The organism is Paenibacillus sp. LRG-1 (genome assembly GCF_057220305.1).
Map to the genome: position 1 here is coordinate 2,431,322 of NZ_CM170126.1, position 20,976 is coordinate 2,452,297.

The window sequence follows — 20,976 nt, forward strand, 5'->3', positions numbered from 1 at the left end:
ATATGGCAAGCGAATTTGACGCAGTGCGAAATCGAAAAAAACAAGGAGCAGATGCTAAAGCTAGGGTATTGGCTCGTGCTAGTAATCCCAATATTGGTGGTAGTAATCCTGAAAGTGAATTCGCGGCTGTGCGAAATCGTACTGCCGATATTTCACCTCCTACTTTATTAGACAATGTAAAAAGCACTCTGACTAGCCCAGGCGTCAAAGACTTTGTAAATAAAGGTTTAAACTACGCGGGGCAAGAGATGCAACGACAGGCAGCTAACCGGGAAAAAAACCGTCTTAAGTTGCCGCCATCATTAATAGTGGGACCGGGCTTTATCGAAAACTCTACTTTTGCTCAAGCAACACAAGGTAATAGGGATGCCATAGGTACCTATAAAGCTGCAACAGGTAAAACAATCAAGCCATTGAGTGCATATGAACAATGGATGGAAGGCATAGATAAAGATGTAGAAAGATTCCCTGCGATCGCACCAGTGAAACCACTAGCACAGGGTATTGCTGGTCTTGTCTTGGACAATAAGCCAGGACAATTTACTACCCGTTTTTCTGGACAAGCGGGTAGTTTTGTAACAGGTGATAAGCCTTACTATGACGTTACAACAGGTAATGCTACAGCCGATAAGGTAGCAGATTTTACTGGCTCTCTTGCTGGGCTTGCTGCTTCAGGAATTAATCCTGGTGCCCCAGGTATCCAAGGTCAAAATCTAGTGACTGCACCATTAGAGGCTGCTGAAAATGTACTTGCTACACATGCCGGCAATGCTCTTACAAATACAATTAGAAAGCAAGCTACTAGGATTCCGGGAGTAAGTGCCGGGACTGCGGATAAGTTAACTCGTGGAGCGTTGAGCAGTGCTGCTGCTGGTGCTATTGGCAATACAGCTATTGGAATCAATCGTGATGAGACTACAGGAAAAGAAATATTGCATAATGCTGCTTTAGGGGCTGGACTCGGAGCAGGTGGAGATTTACTGATCAGAGGTATAGGGGCTGGTATTACCAGAGGAAAAGGCAGAGGTACAAATACGGCAGAGGATACACTTGCTCTGCCTCTTGGTCGTGGTGATCAACGTATGGCGCAAGCCGGGCAGCGCTCAAGCTTGGCGCGTGGAGATGATGCTATTGTAAACCCTACTGACTGGGCACCTGAACCATTGGGGCTTCCAGCAGGTCGGAATTCTACCTTTATTGGTGAGTCGTCATTACCTGCACAACGTGTGGGTGCTCGTCCTGGATCAAGTCGTGAACCTGTTCAAAGGGTAAATGAATCTTCTGTTAATCGTCAGCAAACATTCGATATAAATGATCCTGCTGTACCTAAGTTCATGCGTGTACGACAGGAAAGGATAGATGCAGCTAATGCCCGAGCAGCAGCAAATGAACCACCTGTAAATGCGCCGCGTGTAGCGGAAGAAGTACCAGTAAGTCCGATTGTTAATGAGACGCAGTTACCGACAAGTCAAACAGGACAGGTTGAACGTGGATTTGCTAGAACACTCAGGGAGTCAGAGAATACACCTAATCCAGTCAGAGAGGGCTTAAATTCACGCTATACACCAATCACTAATGCAGAAACAGTATCCAAAGCTAATGCTCGTATAGCTAAAAATATTGATGAAGCTGAAGCTTTTGTTTTGGATGGAAAAAGCAAAGCAAGTGCTGAACAAATTACCACAGGTATGCGATTGATTCAGGAGCTTTCAAACAGTGGACAAACCGAACGAGCAGTTACAATAGCCGAAAATCTTGCTGAGAAGTTGACTAAGGCTGGTCAAACTGTGCAGGCAGCGTCTATTTGGCATCGATTAACACCAGAAGGAGCATTTGTTGCTGCACAACGAAAAGTAGCTAATATAAACAAGAACCTTTCTAAATTTGAAAAAAAAGTTGAATTGACCGAGAAGAATGCCCAGGATATAAGGGATGCTGCTGCGGCAATACAACGAAGTGGTGCCAGCCAAGAACGAGCAGCACAAGTCATGGATATTGCAAACCGAATGAAAGCTGGGGGAAGCATATCATCTAACGAGCAACAGATTATTTCTGATTTTGTGAATGATCTACGGTCTTACGTTAAGCCAGCACGACAACCACGTAACACCAGGGCGCCAAAGGAAATGAGTGACAAGCGTGTACGTGATCGTGTTATATCGTTCTTAGATGAGCAAGAGCAAGCTGCAAGAGCGCGGTCACAAGCACGCCGCGGAAATTTGAACTCTCTTCCGCTGGATGAATGGGCTGATCAGACAATTATTGGTGCCTCTAAACTTGCGAAAATGTCTGTAAATGGAGCTGCTAAATTTGCTGATTGGTCTGAGCAGATGATTAAGGAGTTTGGGGAAAGCATTCGTCCGCATTTAGCAAAAATTTATGATGAATCACAAAAAATACTCAAGCAGAACTCCAAGAATATCAACGAGCAGGTTGTAAGCCGTGCTGAGCGAATTGCAGAAAGCTATGTGAATAGGAACAAAGCTCGGATAACTCCAGAAGATGCTGAATTTATTCGTAGTTTGGCTCGTTCTGTATCTGGACTATCTGGTGAGGTAAAGATGCAGGCTAGTATGGATTTGCAGGCAGCTTTGAACAAATTGGAAAAGTCCACAATAGGAGAGAAAATATCATCAGTACAGTACATTGCTATGCTGTTGAATCCTGTTACACAAATTAGAAATATTGTCGGTAACGATATTATCTATCGACTTGAGCGCTTATCGCGTTGGGTAGCCACTCCGATTGATTATGGATATTCCAAAGTAACAGGTAAGCCAAGAACAATTACAGCAAGATCCGGTCCCATGACATGGGAAAACTTCTTTGCACCTACAAGAGACTATATTAAAGGATTAGGTATAGGTTCACGTGCAGGATGGAGAGGATTAAACCCTGATGGTCTGACGACTGCTTATGATATTAGAAGTCAAACATTCACCTCTAAACTTAACCCGTTTACGTATCTTGAGAAAAGTTTGGGTGCAGTAATGAAAGGACCTGACTATGCATCGTATAATCGGGCCGTACAGCAAAGATTGCGTGAAATGGCATATCTGGACGCTCTGAATGCTGGGGTTAAAGGAAAACAAGCAATTCAGAATCATATGGACACTTATTTAGTTAATCTGGACGATAATATTGCTGCAATCGCTACGGAATATGGTAAATATCTCACTTTTCAAGATGATACGGTGGTATCAAAGGCAGCATTAGAATTAAGAAGGCTTGGTAACCTATACAAAAGTTTTGGTATGGGCTCTTTAGTTCTTCCATTTGCTAAAACACCAGCAAACCTGTTAATGAGAGCTATTGACTTTAGCCCAGCTGGGTTCGCCAAAGCTATCACACAAGCTGCTGAGATTGTCATGAAGCCGAATACTGATCTAACCCGAGCAGATGTTATAGCTTCCGTAACTCGTGCGTTATTTGGCACAGGTTTAACAGGGGCAGGATTATGGTTGGCCGACAAAGGTGTTCTTAGAGGGCAAAGTTCAGGAGATGTTGATGTTCGTAGCCTCGAATCTAACGCCGGACTAGGACAGTATCAATTAAATGGTTCAGCATTAACACGTATGCTTAGAGCGATGGTTACAGGTAATTTAAAGGATGTTGACGAGGCGGCAAAAATTCAATTAGGAGATACACTATGGCAGTATGAATGGGCGCAACCTACTTCAATTCCACTAGCTGTAGGAGCAAATATAGCACAAAGCAATCGTCAAGCTCGACTTGATGCATTGGCAGGAAAAAAAGAATCTATGAGTGGTTTTGAAATTTACAAAAATGCCGTTTTTGGTGGCTTAAATACCATGATGAACACTTCATTTTTATCTGGATTACAGAAGTCCTTTGATTTTATGCCGGGAGAAGATAACAAGGTGCTTGCTTTTGCTGAGAATCTGGCAAAACAGTTCCCGTCTATGTTCACGCCTTCGATGTTGAATCGATTAGCAATGTATCAAGATAGCGCACAACGGCAAACTTATGCTACAGATTTAGGTGGCAAGTTGTACAATACTGCGATATCCCGTGTTCCCGGTATGACGGATCAATTACCTCAAAAAATAGGTACCCTAGGACAGCCACTCGAACGCTCAAATAATTTCTTTGATGTATTCATTAGCCCGGCGCAAAGGTCGCAATACATGCCATCTGAGGCTGCTCAGTTTGTTGTAAATCTGCTTAATGAAACAGGCGAGGAATCAATTGTGCCGCGTACAGTTCCGAAGTATATTACGGGTAAAGACCCCGTAACAAAACAGACTACACGAATTGATTTGAATGGCGAGCAGCTTTCTCGCTATCAAAAGATTGTGGGTGAGGAAGTTGTTCGGCGTCTTGATCGTATTAATCCTAATCTCACTACAGAGCAAAAGATTAAAAGGACCTTAAAGGCATTAGATAAAGCTGGCGAAAAAGGACGCGAAGAAATGAGGAAAGAACTTGGATTAAAATAACACACCTTGAGGAGCTCTTATGGGCTCCTTTTCTTTATGGGGGAAACGATATGGAATATATAGAGCTGGATGATGATAGCCGAGAGTGTGCGGTATCTCCAGAGTTTTTGAATATGGTTTTATGGTTACTAGGCCCAGCAGCACGAGACAAGTTTTTATACCCGGCGGTGGACAGCAGTGTACGACTTTATAATTTCAGCAGCAGAACAGATCATCAAGAACGGGCTTTCGCTGTCAACGGCGGCCGGAATAATATTTTTGATTCTGAAACAGAAGAAAGTGAAAAGACTGCTTCGAAAGTGGCTTCCTTGGCTGCTGACCGAGGAACAAGATATACGAATGATGCGAATGGAATCCAAGATAGATTTAATCATGCAGGAGGCCGGGATTGAATGGGATGCGAACACGCCAAACGAAGATTTGCCAAACTTTCTGAAGGGGCCAAAACGGCCCTTTTTATTATCCTGGGTGACGTTTACCTATGCCCAAGATGCCGACAAATCCAACAACTGGAGGGAACAAATCATGGCGAAAAAGACGATCGTAATTAACGCAGGACATGGAGCCAAGGACCCGGGCGCACTTGGGCCAACTGGCAAGAAGGAAAAGGATTTTAACCTTACGATGGCTATTAAAGTGGAGGCATTTCTAAAAGATAACCCAGAACTAAAGGTGATCCTCACACGCCGTACAGATGTATTTATGGAGCTTAAAGAGATCGTATCCATTGCTAACAAATCTGGTGCGGATGCCTTTGTATCCATCCATGCAAATAGCAGCAGTAATCCAGATGCAACAGGCACAGAGACGTACTATATGCGGCCGACAAGTAAAAACCTTGCCAACACCGTACACAAGCATATGGTAGCAGCTACAGGGCTAAGAGACCGCGGCGTAGCTTATGGTAACTTTCAGGTAATACGCTCTACCACAATGGATGCAGTCTTAGTAGAGGTTGGATTTATCAGCAACGCAGTGGAAGAAGCAACGCTCTTTGACAACGACTTTCAGAACCGTGTAGCTCTGGCCATTGTAAAAGGCTTGTGTGCTCACGTAGGCGTACCGTTTACGGGACCTGATACAAAGCCTACACCAGTGCCAGTTGAACCTAAACCAGCTGAGACAGCGCCGTACCCGACAATGGAGGTCATTGTAAGTGGTCAGGATTTTGTGGGTTACAGCATTAAGAATGTAACTTTTGTACCATCCCGGCCTATCGGTGAAATGCTTGGCGGTAAGATCGGATATACAGGCGGCAAGGTTACTATCAATGGCGGCGCGGTAGAGACGGTAAACATCAACGGTATCGGTCATGTACCAGCTCGTGCGTTAACCACAGCACTTGGAGCGCGGATCTTTTGGGACAAGAGTAATCCTAAGCGTGTAGACATTTTCCCTAAACTATAAAATAGGAGTGTGACTATATAATGAAGGAACAATTAATAGAAGCAGCTCAACCGTATGTATTAACCATCGTAACAGCGCTGATCGGTCTATTGGCTACGATTGCTACAAGTGCTCTTAAAAAGGCACAGAAGAAGGCTGAACAATACTATATGGCTAACACGTCAGTAAAGGACCGGGAATTATTGCATAAGGTTGGTGTTGAGGCTGTTGCCTATGCTGAATCTGTATTCAAGGGATATGAGGGAGATAAGAAGCTACAGGAAGCCATCGACTATGTCATTGGTAGACTGAGGGTGATGGGTATCAATGTAACTGAACAGGAGATACTGGCCGTGATCGAAAAGGCTGTGCAAGATTACAATGCAAAGAAATCTGCTTGAGCCCTTCGGGGCTCTTTTTTGTTTATCCACAGAAAAATGAATACCATTTTGTATTAGATGGAGTTTTATCATGGAGCCAATCATTAAGAAGGCAGAAGTAAAGTAGAAGTACACCCAATAGCAAGTAAGCTCATTAAGATCAGGGCTTACTTGCTATTTGGCGTATTATGAAGACCGATCATAACGTATATATAACGTGGCACATGTCCCAAAAATATTTAAGCTGTTGTAGGTTTATGCAGCAAACCTTGTTCTGATGGGTGCAATGAAATTCTTGTCTGTTGGTAGCTCGGGAATGGTTCTTCCGTGCTGTATGATCTGCTTTTTAACGCTGCATCTAGTGCCCGTAGCAAGGAGCCTATGAATTGCTCTGGAGAAAAGAAAATGCTTTTCCCGACCATATGAATGTGAAGCTCGTTATGGTCACGGTTACTTACAGACAGCAATATACCTTGACCCTGAAAACCCGTACCGATTGCGCGTATTTTGTTTATACCCGAGAGCAGCATTTCCGTTTTAACCGCACGCCCCTGTTCCTCCACAAATACAGAAATCAGGCGTTTGTCTGTAACGATAACAATTTGGTTACCCCGAAACGTATGGCTCAGGTGTAGAAAATCTTTATATACCCCAATAGTCTGCTCATGCGGAGAAACAATCCCCATTCGTACAAACTCATCCAGCTCAGTGATATCGGGCTCCTGGTGATTTTTAATTCGTTTTTTGATACTGAACTGAATGGTTAGGATACCCAGAATAGCTATGAGAAAAGCGCTAAGTCGGACGTTAAATATAAAGAACATCAGGACAATAAGGCCGCCTACTAACCACTGTCCCCAAGTTAGATAGCGCAGCTTTTGTTGTACCGTACGACGATAATAACCGTAGCCCTTTCCCGGTTGATACTCCTTAGTAAACTTTGTCATACCACGCATCATGGTTAATCCATAGACGGATAAAATTGTCATCGCGAGCGCCAAGAGCGTCATAAGCCATTCCTGAGCTGCAATGCCAACTAAAGTACACAGGCCAAACATGATAAGCCCCGCCCAGCAGGCAACCTTTTTAATTCGAACCTGTTTCTGAATCGAACGAACCAATTCTTCCATTCTTAATCCTCCTGATCTAGGTATATAGGTAATGATTGGAATCACATATAGTCTTATCGTACCATCTGATAGTCTTCTTCGTAAATTAATAGATGTAAAAATCCAAAGGCTGGAAGAAAACTTGTGCGTATAGTCAGATCTCCACCTGAACTTTAGATACCAAAATCGAAAAATCCAGTACTACTCATTCGAAGCAGAAGCCTCTAAAATAATAAATGTAAGTGCTTACATTACAAAGAAGGGAGGTTTTCGTATGAGTACAGGATGGAAGAATCCGCAGACACAGCCGCCAGTTCGATCGGGGAGAGGGGCATCACTAGCGCGCAAATGGGTTCAACAAAGACATTTGCAGACTATGGCGCTGCTTGGGGTGGTTTGGATGATTATTTTTCATTACATTCCGATGTACGGCATTTTGATTGCTTTCAAACATTTTGACATTATTGGTACCCTATCAAGCGCACCTTGGGCGGGATTAGAGCATTTTCGGGCCTTTTTGGAGGATGATAACTTTTGGTACATTGTCAAAAACACACTGGGCATTAGCCTGCTTAAGCTGGCGATCGGGTTCCCGTTGCCCATTGTATTTGCTCTGTTCCTGAATGAAATACGATCTACTCGGTTCAAAAAATCTATTCAGACCATTTCGTACCTTCCTCACTTTTTATCTTGGGTCATTCTTGGCGGGATCTTAACGACGTGGCTGGCAGATACCGGGATGATCAATCAACTGTTGCTAGCCAGGGGTTGGATTGACCAGCCGATCAGTTATTTGGCAGAGCCGAGCTATTTTTGGGCTATCGTCGTTAGCTCGGATATCTGGAAGGAGCTTGGATGGTCAGCTATTATCTATTTGGCAGCAATGGCGGGGGTATCTACGGACATGTACGAAGCGGCCACCATTGACGGGGCCGGACGCTTTCAGAAAATGTGGTACGTCACACTTCCCGCTATCAAGGGGACAATATCCATTTTGTTTATTTTGGCGGTCAGCGGCATATTGAACTCCAACTTCGATCAAATTCTCGTCCTGCGTAACTCGCTGAATGAAAGTGCAAGTAATGTAGTTGATATTTATGTATATCAGGTGGGCATTCAGCAGGGCCGTTTCTCGTATTCTACCGCAGTGGGTTTGCTAAAATCGGTTCTTGCTCTCATTTTGCTGCTAATTGCCAATTCGGTGACCAAGCGGGTGAATAATACATCCCTATTTTGAAGGAGGACGGGTGCATGCAGCTATTGCAACGCAGAACAGCAGGCGAAGCGATATTCGATTTCGTGAACAACGTCTTCATGCTGATCATTTGTTTTGTCACGTTGTATCCCGTGTGGTATGTGCTGGTGAACTCCTTTAACGAAGGAGCAGACGCTATGCGGGGCGGCATTTACTGGTGGCCAAGAGTATTCAGTCTGGGCAGCTATCAGGCCGTATTTGCTAACAACGGTATTATGACTGCGATGGGAGTGACTATTGCCAAGACGCTTATCGGCACGATTGTTCATGTGTTTTTTACCGCTATGATTGCATATGCATATTCCCGTAAGGAGCTGATCGGGCGCAAGCTATATATGCTGATTGGCACCATTACTCTGTTTTTTGGTGGGGGATTGATTCCAACGTATTTGCTGATTCGTGATCTCGGACTGCTGGACAGCTTTTGGGTGTACATCATTCCTACAATGTTCAGCTTTTTTGACCTCATTATTTTTATGGCCTTTTTCCGAGAACTGCCGGATGCATTGGAAGAGGCGGCGAAAATAGACGGTGCGAACGATTTCGGTATCTTTTGCCGGATCGTGCTTCCTGTATCCATGCCGGTAGTAGCGACGATTGCGTTGTTTCATGGGGTATACCAGTGGAACGATTATTTTACTGGAATGATCTATATTAATAATACGGATCTTCAGCCGATTCAAACGTATTTGTACCGGGTTGTTGCTCAATCCAGCTCTAATCAGATGATGGCTGCTGCACCGGGGGTCGTTGCCCAGTCCGTCACTTCGCAATCGATCAAGCTGGCGACGATGGTTGTGACGACGCTGCCCATTGTACTGGTATATCCTTTTCTGCAAAAATATTTCGTCAAGGGTCTGATGATCGGCTCGATTAAGGGATAGCACATCATCCAAGGGGGAGATTTATGATGAACATTCGCAAATGGCAGAAGGGGCTGTTGGCTTCTGTTCTGCTGGTGGGTTTGCTCGCGGCATGTACGTCCGGTGGAGGCGGTACTGTCACGGAATTACAGGACGAGAAGACCAAGGCTACGGCAGATGCACCGGGATGGAAGGCGGATATGGAGCCGATTACGTTTGACTGGTATTTGAACTTTTCCTGGTTCCCGAACAAGTGGGGGACGGATATGACCTCGAAGTATGTTACGCAAAAGACTGGGGTCAGTGTCAATTTTATCGTACCCGCAGGAAATGAAAATGAAAAGCTCAACACCATGCTGGCCTCCGGCAAGCTGCCTGATTTTGTCACGCTTGGTTGGGGAGAGGACGCGGTCAAAAAAATGATTGAGGGCAAGATGGTACTTCCGCTCAACAAGCTGGCCGAGAAATACGATCCGTATCTGATTAAAATAGCTGATCCGGCGAAAATGTCCTGGTATCGCCAAACGGACGGGAATGTTTACGGGTATCCTAACGCTTCTTCTTCGCCACAGGATTATCAAAAATACGGCCAAAATTTTGTTTCCAACCAGACGTTTATGGTTCGGAAGGATATGTACGAGGCGATCGGCAAGCCGGATATGAGAACACCGGAAGGATTTTTGAAAGCGCTTCAAAAAGTGAAAGAGAAATTTCCAGAGGTGAACGGTCAGCCTCTTATCCCGATGGGATTCCACGAATTTACGGATAACGGAAATTATTCTTTTGAAGACTATTTACTTAACTTCCTAGCCATTCCTCATGAAAAAGACGGCAAGCTATACGATCGTCGTTCGGACGAAGAGTATATTCGCTGGCTCAAAACATTCCGTCAAGCAAATGAGCAGGGCCTGATCGCCAAGGACGTATTTATCGACAAACGTCCGCAAATGGAGGAAAAGGTGGCACAGGGCCGATATTTTGCCATGTTATATCAGCGCTCTGACTTTGCCACACAACAGGTAATGTTATATGCGAAGGACCCGAACTCCGTCTATATCGCGGTGGATGGACCTTCGAACAGTAAGCTGGACCCGCCGACGCTGGCTGGGCCGGGTATTTCCGGCTGGACGGTGACGCTTATTTCGAAGGATGTCAAAGACAAGGAGCGGGCTATTGAATTTCTGACTTATCTGATTAGCGAGGAAGGAAACCGCGATCTGTATCTGGGGGAGCAGGGCAAGCTGTGGGACATGGTTAACGGTAAGCCAGCCTTCAAGCCAGAGGTGCAGGAGCTGCTGAACAAGGATCGTTCTGCTTTTGATAAAAAATATGGAGCCTCCTTCACCTTCTGGATGCTGATGGATACGAATATGAATTTGCAGTGGGCGCCGCCCAGCGTCGAGCCGTATAAGCAGCCAGAGGATTGGACGAAAGGCAAGACGAAAGGCTTCTCCCAATATGACAATATCAAACCGACCGGAACTTCGGCGGAGGGCATTGCGTCAGGCCAGATAGATAAAATTTGGGGCAAGACATTGCCGAAGCTGCTGCTGGCTTCCTCAGATGAGGAATTCGACCAGCTGTTTGCTCGCTTTTTGGAAGATCGCAGAAAAGCAGGATATGACAAAGTTATGGCCTATCAGCAAAAAGCCTATGAGGAAAACCTTAAGAAAATTGAACAGTTCACCAAATGATTTAATTCGATGACTTAATCTATTGAACCCCTAAGGATGTGATTTCATGCCAGGCCGTGCACGTTCACAGATGAAGAGCCTGCTGCGCAGCACTATATGGCAGTGGATGAAGGGGACGGCCGATCGGCTTGGCGGTTGCTCTCTTCAAGTTAAGCTCATTGTCGCGTATATCGGAGTCATTTTAATTCCGGTGGTATTGTTCTCGCTATATACCTTTCACCAACTGTACGAGAATACCATGCAAGACATTACCGTACAAAATCATTATGTGTTGGATACAGAGCTGGCCCATATTCACAGCAATATGGAAATTATGGAGCGAACCGCACAGCTTGCGATCTCAGATCGCAACGTACTTCGTTATCTGACCGAGGAACGTGAAATAAGCAGCGATGAGCTGGTCCAATTCAACTTGAATGTGTTTCCAAATTTACAGCACTTGCTGTACAGTAATCCCAATGTAGAGAACATTCGACTGTATACGAGTAATCCTCAGGCACATGAAATATGGCCGATGATTTTTAATGAATCACGACTGCCTAAAGCTTCCTGGCTGAAAACGGCCCAACTCCGACAAGGGAAAATATGGTGGGAAATGTACAAGGGGCCGAAAAGCTTACTTCTGGGGCAATCCCGGCAGGAAAGTGAGACAGTGCAGTATATGGCACTGCTGCGTGAAATTCAGTCTACCGGAGGAAGACACGCAGGGTTGGTAGAAACAAACATGAGGCTGGAGCTATTTTCACCTAGAGTATTTGGAATCCCACAACGTGACCGCGCATGGCAAATGTTCATTCTAGACGGCGACGATTCCAGCTCAAGGAACGCTGATAAACCAATGTCTTCTACCGATATAGCTACAGCTTCCTCTCAATCAGATTCAATTTCGATCCCTCTGTCCCATGTGCACCATCTGTTTCAGTCCCAGGTTCAGGGACCGGGTGGTGCTTTTGATTTTTCCTATGAGAATAAGCCTTATCTCGGCATGTACCGTTATATAGAAGGGTTGGACGCCTATTTGCTAAATGTGGTGGCGCTGGACGGTCCGCTGGGTGATCTCCGTCAGAAACGCAATGCCATGCTGCTCATTATTAGTATGCTGATTTTGTTTATGTCCGTCATTTCTTATACCCTGCATGCCTTCATTCTCAAGCAGCTACATACACTGCGTGAATCCATGAAAAAAGTAGAGCAGGAGGGTGACTTTCAGCTTAGAATTCCAGTATATGGGCGGGGAGAAGTGGCTGAGCTGGCTCTATATTTTCGCAGTCTACTGAGTCGGATTAACGGACTCATTGCCGAGGCAGTACACAAGCAGGCCGCTGCTCAGGAGGCTGAGCTGCTAGCGCTCAAGCATCAGATTGATTCCCATTTTCTCTATAATACATTGGAAAATTTAAAAATGATGGCGGAGATAGAACGACAGTATCCGCTGTCGGATGCCCTTACCTCCCTTGGCTCGATGATGCGTTATAATCTCCAATGGTCGGGATCGTGTGTTGCTTTGCGGGATGAAATCCGCCATATTCAGCATTATGTGGCCATCATGAACATTCGCCACGATAACCAAATTGGATTGGAAATTCATCTATCGTCGGCGTTTATGGAACTGGAGATGCTGAAAATGTCGCTGCAGCCTGTAGTCGAAAATGCTATCAAGCACGGTTGGAGTGCATTGCAAAGCCCATTCAGCATCACGATTGAAGCCTGCCCTAAGCAGGATATTATAGAATTGCGCATACAGGATAACGGAGTGGGGATATCTGAAGAAAGAAGAAACGCCATCATGGCTGGTCTAGCGCGAACGGAAATGGATTCCCACGAGCCCGGGATGAATGGGGGAATCGGTTTGTATAATGTGCATCGCCGTTTGAGTATGCAGTATGGCGAAGAGTATGGCATAAGACTAGACAGCATCCCCGGACAATCGACGACAGTGACCCTGATTTTGCCTAAACGTTACATGATGAGGGGGGCAGACCATGACGACCAAGCTGTTGATTGCGGATGACGAGAAAAATATTCGAATGGGACTTCAAGCTATGATCGAACGGGAATTTTCCGGTCTCTATGAATGTGTACTGGTCAAGGACGGAATGGAAGCCTGGCAGCATGTGAAGCAGTTTTTGCCCGAGTTGGTGATAACGGATATCCGTATGCCTGTTATGGATGGCATTATGCTGATGCAGCATATTCACGAGCTGGAGCCGGGTCGCAGACCTTTGGTAATCATTCTCAGTGGATATGACGAGTTCCAGTATGCGCGCGAAGCGATTCGCTGTGGGGCACGGGAGTATTTGCTCAAGCCGATCGTAAGGGAGGAACTGTTCGGTGCGCTGGCAGTTTTGAATGAGGAATTGAAGCAGAGGAACCACCTCATATACGATGGTGTTGTCAGCGTAGATAAAGATAGACTAGCTGGCGCGAGTGCCATCGTCGATAGAAGCGGTAGTATGACACGTGCTATCCAATACATCCATGCTCATTACAGCGAGGATTTGAATATGGCAGTAGTATCCAATTCAGTATCCTTGAATTATACGTATTTTAGTCAGGCGTTCAAAGCCTATACAGGCCTTAGCTTTGTTCAATATGTAAAAAGGCTGCGCATTACAGAAGCCAAAAAGCTGCTGGAGTGTCAAGGGGGCAAGATTTATGAAATTGCGGCTAACGTGGGCTTTGACAATGCAAAGCACTTTAACAAAGTGTTTCGTGAGCTGGAGGGGATGACCCCGCAACAGTTTCGAGTGCAGAATCAAAGGGGTAATTAGATATAAAGAGGCGGAAAACTTCACTGCCTTTTTAACCTTATCCTGATATAATAAACGTAAGCATAACCATCGCCTTCAATCAGAGAGTTTGTACACAATCACACGAATCGCCGAACGGAAGGGGAGAGCATATGGTTATTTATGAAACGGACCAAGCTTATATCATGACGACGCAGCATGACCATGCCCATATTTCAGGTGAGTTGGCTTCACAATGGGAAGAGAGTGCCTTCAAGAATAGACGTCATAAGCAGGATTTTGTATATGCAGCAAGGGAGCATGATCGGGGCTGGATACAGTTAGACGCTGCTCCTTTCTGGAATGATCATGTGTCTGCACCTTATACGTTTATTGATTTTCCGCTCAATCCTCGTTTTGTTTTCTATCGTCTTGGGATTGATGAAGTCGAACAAGGTAATACGTATGCGGCGTTGCTGTGTAGCTTGATGTACAAGGAGCTAGTCGGACGGACCGAGCATCAAAACGCTCAGGACAAGCAGATTACGCATGCTTATCAGGAAGCGGAGGCACAGCGTCGTCAGAGGCTCAAACAGGAGCTGGCATGTGGCGTAACCTTCGACCATCAAGTGCGGACGGATGTACGGAGAATGTTGTTTTGTGACGAATTGAGTCTGTTTTTGTGCAGCCGAGAGCCGGGCACGCCTACAGCAGATTATGAATGGTTTGCTGAAGGTTTAAGCTTCCCGGCTGTTCGACATGAAAGCGGGCGAGTTTGGGCCGAGTGGCTATCGGATCAGACTGTAGGTCTTTCCTTTTTTCCTTTCAGGGGCAAGGTAGGGATTACTCATACCTTTAAGAAGGTGGACAAGGAGAAAATTCGTACCTTTGGTCTCCTAGAGGCTTACCGTTCTTCCGAATGGACGCATCGAACCTTTACCGTTGAACATATCATGGAAGTAGAAGAACATAAGGAGAACGCCTGACCGTCTACGGATACAGCCTCGAACAATATTTTGTTCGTAGACGCAGAGAAAAGTCAGAGCAAAGCCTCCCTGAACCATGCTTCAGAGAGGCTCGCTTTTTTCTAGCTTTAACATTTTACGATTTTGCAGATGTTTTCGCACGATTGGCAATAGTCTGTACCTTATTCAATACCTTATCGCGTGCCCCTTTATTTTTCATCAGATACGTAACACCCATTCCCAATGCGGCTACCACCCATTTTTTATTCTTCATGAATAACGCCTCCTTATGATCATGTTGTCATACACGCTTGCTTTAAAAGCATCCAAAATGTGAAAAGATGAACGGGATTTTACGATTTAGTGATTCCTTGCACTCGTTCCGCATAACTATGATTTTACCCTTCTCCATCAAATCTTACCCGTTCCTTCGCCAATGAAACGATTACGACTGTCTTTTCATGTTTAATGGATATTATTAAATATCCCGCCACAATTGCTTCAGACGCACATGACAGGGAGGTCTTTGTTATGAGAAAGAAGGAAGTGGTTGCCATGCTGCTCGCCGGCGGACAAGGCAAAAGACTCAAAGGACTTACCCGTACACTAGCCAAACCGGCAGTATTTTTTGGAGGAACTTACCGCATTATTGATTTCCCTCTCAGCAATTGCACTCATTCTGGTATAGACACCGTAGGCGTACTGACCCAATACGAGCCGTTGGTGCTTCATTCCTATATCGGCGTTGGGAGCGACTGGGATTTGGATCGCCTGGATGGAGGAGTTTTTGTTTTACCACCGCACGAGAAAGAAAATGGAAACAACTGGTACAGGGGCACGGCGGATGCAATTTATCGAAACCTGCATTTCTTGGATCAGTATGACCCAGAGCATGTACTCATTCTGTCAGGGGATCACATTTATAAAATGGACTACAGTCGAATGCTCCACTATCACAAGGAGAAGGAAGCAGACTGCACCATTTCTGTCATCAATGTCACGATTCAGGAAGCCAAACGATTTGGGATATTGAACGCCGATGATGATCTGAAAATATATGACTTTGAGGAGAAGCCTGATCAGCCGAAAAGCACATTGGCCTCCATGGGCATTTATTTGTTCAAATGGGAGGTGTTACGTCGCTATTTACTGGAAAGTGCAAGCGATTCTGAATCCTCACATGATTTTGGCAAGGATATCATTCCATTGCTGCTTCAGCATGGTCGGTCGTTGTATGCGTACCCGTTTGCCGGGTACTGGAAGGATGTAGGTACCATTCAGAGCTTGTGGGAGTCCAACATGGATCTTCTGGTTCAGGATCCGCCTTTGGATCTGAACGATCCTTTCTGGCGCATCTATACCCGCAGTCCTAATCAACCGGCCCAGTATATAACCCAACGGGCAATCCTCAAAAACAGCATTGTAAATGAAGGCTGCATGGTGGATGGAGAAGTAAGGCATTCTGTACTATTTTATGGGGTCGAAGTAGGTGAAGGGAGCGTTATTACCGATTCTGTCATCATGCCAAACGTAAAAATTGGGCGCAATGTACGTATCCACCGGGCTATCGTGAATGAGAACATCGTTATTGAAGACAACGCGTTTATCGGACCTGAAGATAGTTCTGATGAGATTATTTTGTTCGATCAGGAAAGCCAGCTTCATGCACGAATTTAACCCGGATAAGGACGGTGTCTGCTATGAGCCGACTCATTGGAGTTATCAACCTGGATCACGAACTGGATCAGTTGAAGGAGTTGACCTATTTCCGGTGCGGGGCCGCAGTCCCCTTTGCCAGTCGATATCGGCTCATTGATTTTACCTTATCCAACATGATGCATGCAGGGGTGCATGATATTGCACTGTTTATCCGCCGCAAATACCGTTCGCTGCTGGATCATCTGGGTGAAGGCCGGCCTTGGGATTTAGACCGCAGACGGGGCGGGTTGTTTATTTTGCCACCGGACTGGAATGATCCGACGGATGCATCACGTGGGGATTTGCAGCATGTGCACAACAATCTGGACTTTTTCCATCGCTCATCGGGGCAAACCATTGTTCACGCAGGAACTCAGCATGTCAATAAGGTTGATATCGAGGATGTATACCGTTATCATCGGGAGAAAAATGCAGATGTTACCCTCGTATATAAACCCATAGACCAGCTCGAATCTGAGCATGCTCCTTGTGCACGACTGGAGATTGATGAGAACGGACGAGTGACTGGTATTCATCAGGAGCAGGATCATCATAATATTTATCTGGAAATGTTCGTGATGGACAAAGGCTTGTATCTGGATCAGGTGAAGCATTGCATTGCCCATCAGGATAATCATTTCTTTCGCGATGCCATCCAGAAAAACCCAAGTGGACTGCGCATTTATGCGTATCGTTATGAAGGTTATCATGCGGTCATTAATTCTATCGAGAGCTACTATAAAAATAGCATGAAGCTGCTGGATCAGGAGCAGTATCATGCACTGTTTCAGAATCAGCCGGTGCATACCAAAATCAAGTATGAAGCCCCGACCCGTTATACGCACAGCGCCGAGGTGGATCATTCACTTGTTGCCAATGGCTGCACCATTGGGGGCAAGGTCGAGAACAGTATTCTTTTCCGTGGAGTACGGGTGGAGGAGGGTGCGCGGGTAAGCAACTCGATTATTATGCAAAAATGCGTCATCCGTAAAGGGGCAGTTGTGGAGAATGTGGTTTTAGATAAAGATGTACAGCTTTCACCAGATCGAACTCTGATTGGAGACATTAGAGTTCCCTATGTCATTGCCAAGAATAGCGTAATTTAAAGGATATACTTAGCCATTAAAACGGAAATAACAGGAGGTACAACTTTGTTCAGCAATAAAGAAGCATTTAAGCAGGCTTTTCGAGAGCAACTGGTCGGAAGGCTGGGCAAACCGATGCAGGAGGCTCAGTCGGAAGATGTATATAAGGTTTTGGGTGGCATGATTCGTGAACAAGTTGGAAAGAATTGGGCAGAAACGAACCAAGCCTACAAAGAAGGACAAGAGAAGCAGATTTATTATTTTTCACTGGAGTTTTTGATAGGTCGTCTATTGGGCAGTAATCTGTTGAATTTGGGCGTACTGGATATGGTTCGGCAGGCATTGGGTGAACTGGGCTGGGATCTGGAGGAAATTGAAGAACAGGAGGCGGACGCGGGGCTAGGCAATGGTGGCCTCGGCCGTCTGGCGGCTTGCTTCATGGACTCGCTGGCATCCCTTGGCTATGCAGGACATGGTTGCGGTATCCGATATAAATATGGTCTGTTTGAACAGCGTATTGTGGACGGCAATCAGGTTGAACTGCCGGATTACTGGCTACAGAAAGGGAATGTCTGGGAGGAACGCCGTCCTGACAAAAAGGTCGAGGTTCATTTTTGGGGAAGAGTGGAAACCCGTGAACAGGAGGGACGTCTTGTATTCGAGACACAGGATGCCGAAACGGTCTGGGCTGTCCCTTACGATATTCCGCTGGTGGGCTATGGTCATGCGCAGGTGAATACGCTGCGGATTTGGAGTGCGGAATCAGCGCTTGATCCCGTTCGAGGACCGATTCGAGGCGAGGGCGGTTATTACCGCTTTCTCGACTACAATCGATCGGTGGAATCCATCTCGGCATTTCTATATCCGGATGACTCCAATTATGAGGGGAAGCTGCTTCGCTTGAAGCAGCAGTATTTCCTGTGCTCGGCCGGCCTGCAAAGTATTTTGCGTACGTTCGAGAAGCTTCGTTTACCTTACGCCCAGTTGCCCGATAAAATAGCACTGCACATTAACGATACACATCCGACGCTGGTTATACCGGAACTGATGCGTATTCTGATGGACGTGAAGGGCTTGGGCTGGGACGAAGCATGGGATATTACGACACGAACCGTTTCATATACGAATCATACGATATTAAGTGAGGCGCTGGAACAATGGCCTGTCAATATGGTACGGGAGCTACTACCTCGTATTTCCTTGATCATTGAAGAAATTAACAAACGTTATTGCGCTATGCTACTGGAGCGTTACCCAGGCCAGGACATCAAAATTGGTGAAATGGCGATTATTCACGGTGAACAAATCCGTATGGCTCACTTGGCAATCGTCGGCAGCTACAGCGTTAATGGGGTGGCTGCGCTGCATACGCAAATATTAAAGGAACGAGAGATGAAGTCGTTTCACGAGCTGTACCCTGACCGTTTTAATAATAAAACAAACGGGATTGCCCATCGCCGCTGGCTGATGCACGCTAACCCGGAGCTGGCAAGCTTGTACGATGAGACCATCGGCACACGTTGGAGGACCCGTCCAAGGGAGCTCATCGACCTGCTTCGTTACAGTGGGGACGAGTCGTTCAAAGAACGGATACAGGCGATTAAGCGAAATAATAAAGTCAGGCTCGCTGAGCATGTTTTTGCAAAACAGGGAGTACGACTGGATACGTCCTCCATTTTTGATGTACAGGTCAAACGGTTACATGGTTATAAGCGACAGCTGCTCAACATTTTGCATGTGATGCATTTATACAGTCAGCTTAAAAGTAATCCTGGCCTGGATGTGACGCCACGCACGTTTGTTTTTGGAGCCAAAGCCGCCCCCGGTTATTTTCTCGCCAAACAGACGATCAAGCTTATTAACAACGTGGCGGACACGATCAATCGGGATGTAGATGTCAAGGACAAGCTGAAAGTCGTTTTCCTTGAAAATTATTCGGTCTCGCTAGCGGAGCTGATTATTCCTGCGGCGGATGTCAGTGAGCAGATTTCCACGGCAGGCAAGGAAGCCTCAGGCACAGGGAACATGAAATTTATGATGAACGGTGCGCTCACAATAGGTACATTGGACGGAGCCAATGTTGAAATGCATGAAATGGTAGGGGATGCCAACATGTTCATTTTTGGATTGAAGGTGGATCAGATCGAGGCATATTACCGGGACGGCCAGTATTCGGCGCGCAAAACAGCCAATAGTGACGAAAGACTGCGTGAAGTGTTGGATCAACTCGTGAACGATGCTCCTTTTACGCGGCATGAACGGGAATTTGAGGCCATTTATCAATCCCTGATTGATCATAATGATGAATACTTTGTGCTCAAAGACTTTGCATCCTATGTGGATACACAGGTTCACATTGAACAAGTGTATCGGAATCCCTCGGAGTGGACTCGGCGTGCTATTGTGAATATGGCCCATTCTGGGAAATTTTCTAGTGATTGTACGATTCAGCAGTACGCGGCTGAGATTTGGGACATTGTACCTCTCCAAAACGATGTCAACAAGCGAATTCTGTCCTAAAACGGCGAAACAGGCGGAATAACATTGCTTTTCGAACGCTGAGGGTTATAATGACAGTATAGACATAAGTAAGGATGGGAGCTGTATTAACTCATTCCTGAACTTGAATAGTACTGTTGAAGGAGTCCTCCTATTGATAAAGCTCAATCCGAAAAGGCTCAAACCTCATAAATCGAAGAAGAAATATAATATGTTTCAAAATATATGGCGTGCGATTCGGCTGAATTTCATCAAGCTATTGCGCGCCCCTGGTGGAGTTAAAAAGATCTCTTTGGGCTTCGCCATTGGCTTTGCGCTGGAGATGATTGTGATTTCCACGGCTTCTCTGGTATACCTTGTTTTTTATCCGATTGTTCGTCTGTCCGGCGGCTCGTTGCCTGCGGCCATTGTGGGTAACGTTGTAGGTAAGCTAACCTTTTTGCCAATTGTACTGATGCCATTCGCCAAGCAAGTGGGGGCTTGGATTTATCCATCCCATTACCCGGTACATGTCAGGGGCGGACGACTTCACGAGCATTCTTTTATGGAGCTGTTTCACGGCAACTGGTCTGTATTCAGAGACTTGCTGCACGGAGGCTTGCACATCCTGATCGGCATGTCGATTTTCGGTGTGGTGCTGGGCATTATCTCGTATTTTGTCATTCAGGTTCTGTATAATCGTTCGCTGCACAAACGGTTGGAAAAGCGGAAGTTGCGTCATGGTGCAGCATTTTCGGCGGCCAGACTGCTGAAGAATGGATAACGATGCATAGGAAAGAAGCTCTTCGAGCCTATTTATTAGGTCCGAAGGGCTTCTTTGAGTTGGGGCAAGCAACTTTTATTTTTGTATTAC

General features: G+C 45.8%; 16 protein-coding genes. 14 read left to right on the top strand and 2 right to left on the bottom strand.

The window, feature by feature from the left end; translation table 11 throughout:
• Positions 1-2 precede the first annotated feature (2 nt).
• Genes ACUUJN_RS11155 through ACUUJN_RS11170 form a run of 4 tightly spaced genes read left to right on the top strand, consistent with a single transcriptional unit; the run spans position 3 to position 6,247 of the window.
• Positions 3-4,460: a hypothetical protein gene (locus ACUUJN_RS11155; RefSeq protein WP_484669630.1), complete on the top strand. Its 4,458-nt coding sequence runs from the start codon at positions 3-5 to the stop codon at positions 4,458-4,460.
• Between the two features lie 50 nt (positions 4,461-4,510).
• On the top strand, positions 4,511-4,852 hold the full coding sequence (locus tag ACUUJN_RS11160; protein ID WP_484669631.1) for a hypothetical protein: 342 nt from the start codon (positions 4,511-4,513) through the stop codon (positions 4,850-4,852).
• On the top strand, positions 4,800-5,867 hold the full coding sequence (locus tag ACUUJN_RS11165) for an N-acetylmuramoyl-L-alanine amidase (protein WP_484669632.1): 1,068 nt from the start codon (positions 4,800-4,802) through the stop codon (positions 5,865-5,867). Before ACUUJN_RS11160 ends, ACUUJN_RS11165 begins: the two co-directional genes overlap by 53 nt.
• A 20-nt stretch (positions 5,868-5,887) precedes the next feature.
• Positions 5,888-6,247 (top strand): phage holin, LLH family, encoded by a 360-nt coding sequence (locus ACUUJN_RS11170; RefSeq protein ID WP_484669633.1) that lies wholly within the window; start codon positions 5,888-5,890, stop codon positions 6,245-6,247.
• A gap of 218 nt (positions 6,248-6,465) precedes the next feature.
• On the opposite strand, the gene ACUUJN_RS11175 is transcribed toward ACUUJN_RS11170, so the two are convergent.
• Positions 6,466-7,356, bottom strand: a complete 891-nt coding sequence (locus ACUUJN_RS11175; protein WP_209941881.1) for a hypothetical protein — start codon at positions 7,354-7,356, stop codon at positions 6,466-6,468.
• A gap of 253 nt (positions 7,357-7,609) precedes the next feature.
• On the opposite strand from ACUUJN_RS11175, the gene ACUUJN_RS11180 reads away from it, so the two are divergent.
• The 6 genes from ACUUJN_RS11180 to ACUUJN_RS11205 all read left to right on the top strand — a co-directional run bounded on the left by ACUUJN_RS11180 (position 7,610) and on the right by ACUUJN_RS11205 (position 14,862).
• Positions 7,610-8,572, top strand: coding sequence for an ABC transporter permease (locus ACUUJN_RS11180; protein WP_484669634.1), 963 nt, complete (start codon positions 7,610-7,612; stop codon positions 8,570-8,572).
• 14 nt (positions 8,573-8,586) lie between these two features.
• Positions 8,587-9,474 (top strand): carbohydrate ABC transporter permease, encoded by an 888-nt coding sequence (locus ACUUJN_RS11185; RefSeq protein ID WP_484669635.1) that lies wholly within the window; start codon positions 8,587-8,589, stop codon positions 9,472-9,474.
• Positions 9,475-9,500: 26 nt separating this feature from the next.
• Positions 9,501-11,147 (top strand): type 2 periplasmic-binding domain-containing protein, encoded by a 1,647-nt coding sequence (locus tag ACUUJN_RS11190; RefSeq protein ID WP_484669747.1) that lies wholly within the window; start codon positions 9,501-9,503, stop codon positions 11,145-11,147.
• A 46-nt stretch (positions 11,148-11,193) separates the two neighbouring features.
• Positions 11,194-13,158, top strand: coding sequence for a sensor histidine kinase (locus tag ACUUJN_RS11195; RefSeq protein WP_484669636.1), 1,965 nt, complete (start codon positions 11,194-11,196; stop codon positions 13,156-13,158).
• On the top strand, positions 13,130-13,918 hold the full coding sequence (locus ACUUJN_RS11200) for a response regulator transcription factor (RefSeq protein ID WP_028542389.1): 789 nt from the start codon (positions 13,130-13,132) through the stop codon (positions 13,916-13,918). The genes ACUUJN_RS11195 and ACUUJN_RS11200 overlap by 29 nt, the downstream gene beginning before the upstream one ends.
• Before the next feature lie 131 nt (positions 13,919-14,049).
• The gene (locus ACUUJN_RS11205; protein WP_023988333.1) at positions 14,050-14,862 is read left to right on the top strand and encodes a DUF3891 family protein; all 813 of its coding nucleotides are present in this window, start codon (positions 14,050-14,052) and stop codon (positions 14,860-14,862) included.
• Positions 14,863-14,977: 115 nt separating this feature from the next.
• Here the strand turns inward: ACUUJN_RS11205 and ACUUJN_RS11210 are convergent, their stop codons facing one another.
• Positions 14,978-15,115: a hypothetical protein gene (locus ACUUJN_RS11210; protein WP_341058350.1), complete on the bottom strand. Its 138-nt coding sequence runs from the start codon at positions 15,113-15,115 to the stop codon at positions 14,978-14,980.
• A gap of 257 nt (positions 15,116-15,372) precedes the next feature.
• On the opposite strand from ACUUJN_RS11210, the gene ACUUJN_RS11215 reads away from it, so the two are divergent.
• From ACUUJN_RS11215 to ACUUJN_RS11230, 4 genes are all read left to right on the top strand, one after another.
• Positions 15,373-16,518 carry a glucose-1-phosphate adenylyltransferase gene (locus ACUUJN_RS11215; protein ID WP_023988335.1) on the top strand — a complete coding sequence of 382 codons (1,146 nt, stop codon included), beginning with the start codon at positions 15,373-15,375 and terminating at the stop codon, positions 16,516-16,518.
• A gap of 23 nt (positions 16,519-16,541) precedes the next feature.
• Positions 16,542-17,645, top strand: coding sequence for a glucose-1-phosphate adenylyltransferase subunit GlgD (glgD, locus tag ACUUJN_RS11220; RefSeq protein ID WP_023988336.1), 1,104 nt, complete (start codon positions 16,542-16,544; stop codon positions 17,643-17,645).
• A gap of 45 nt (positions 17,646-17,690) precedes the next feature.
• Complete coding sequence (locus tag ACUUJN_RS11225; RefSeq protein WP_484669637.1) at positions 17,691-20,144, top strand: glycogen/starch/alpha-glucan phosphorylase; 2,454 nt, start codon at positions 17,691-17,693, stop codon at positions 20,142-20,144.
• Between the two features lie 190 nt (positions 20,145-20,334).
• Complete coding sequence (locus ACUUJN_RS11230; RefSeq protein ID WP_028542387.1) at positions 20,335-20,886, top strand: DUF2062 domain-containing protein; 552 nt, start codon at positions 20,335-20,337, stop codon at positions 20,884-20,886.
• The last annotated feature ends 90 nt before the right edge of the window (positions 20,887-20,976 follow it).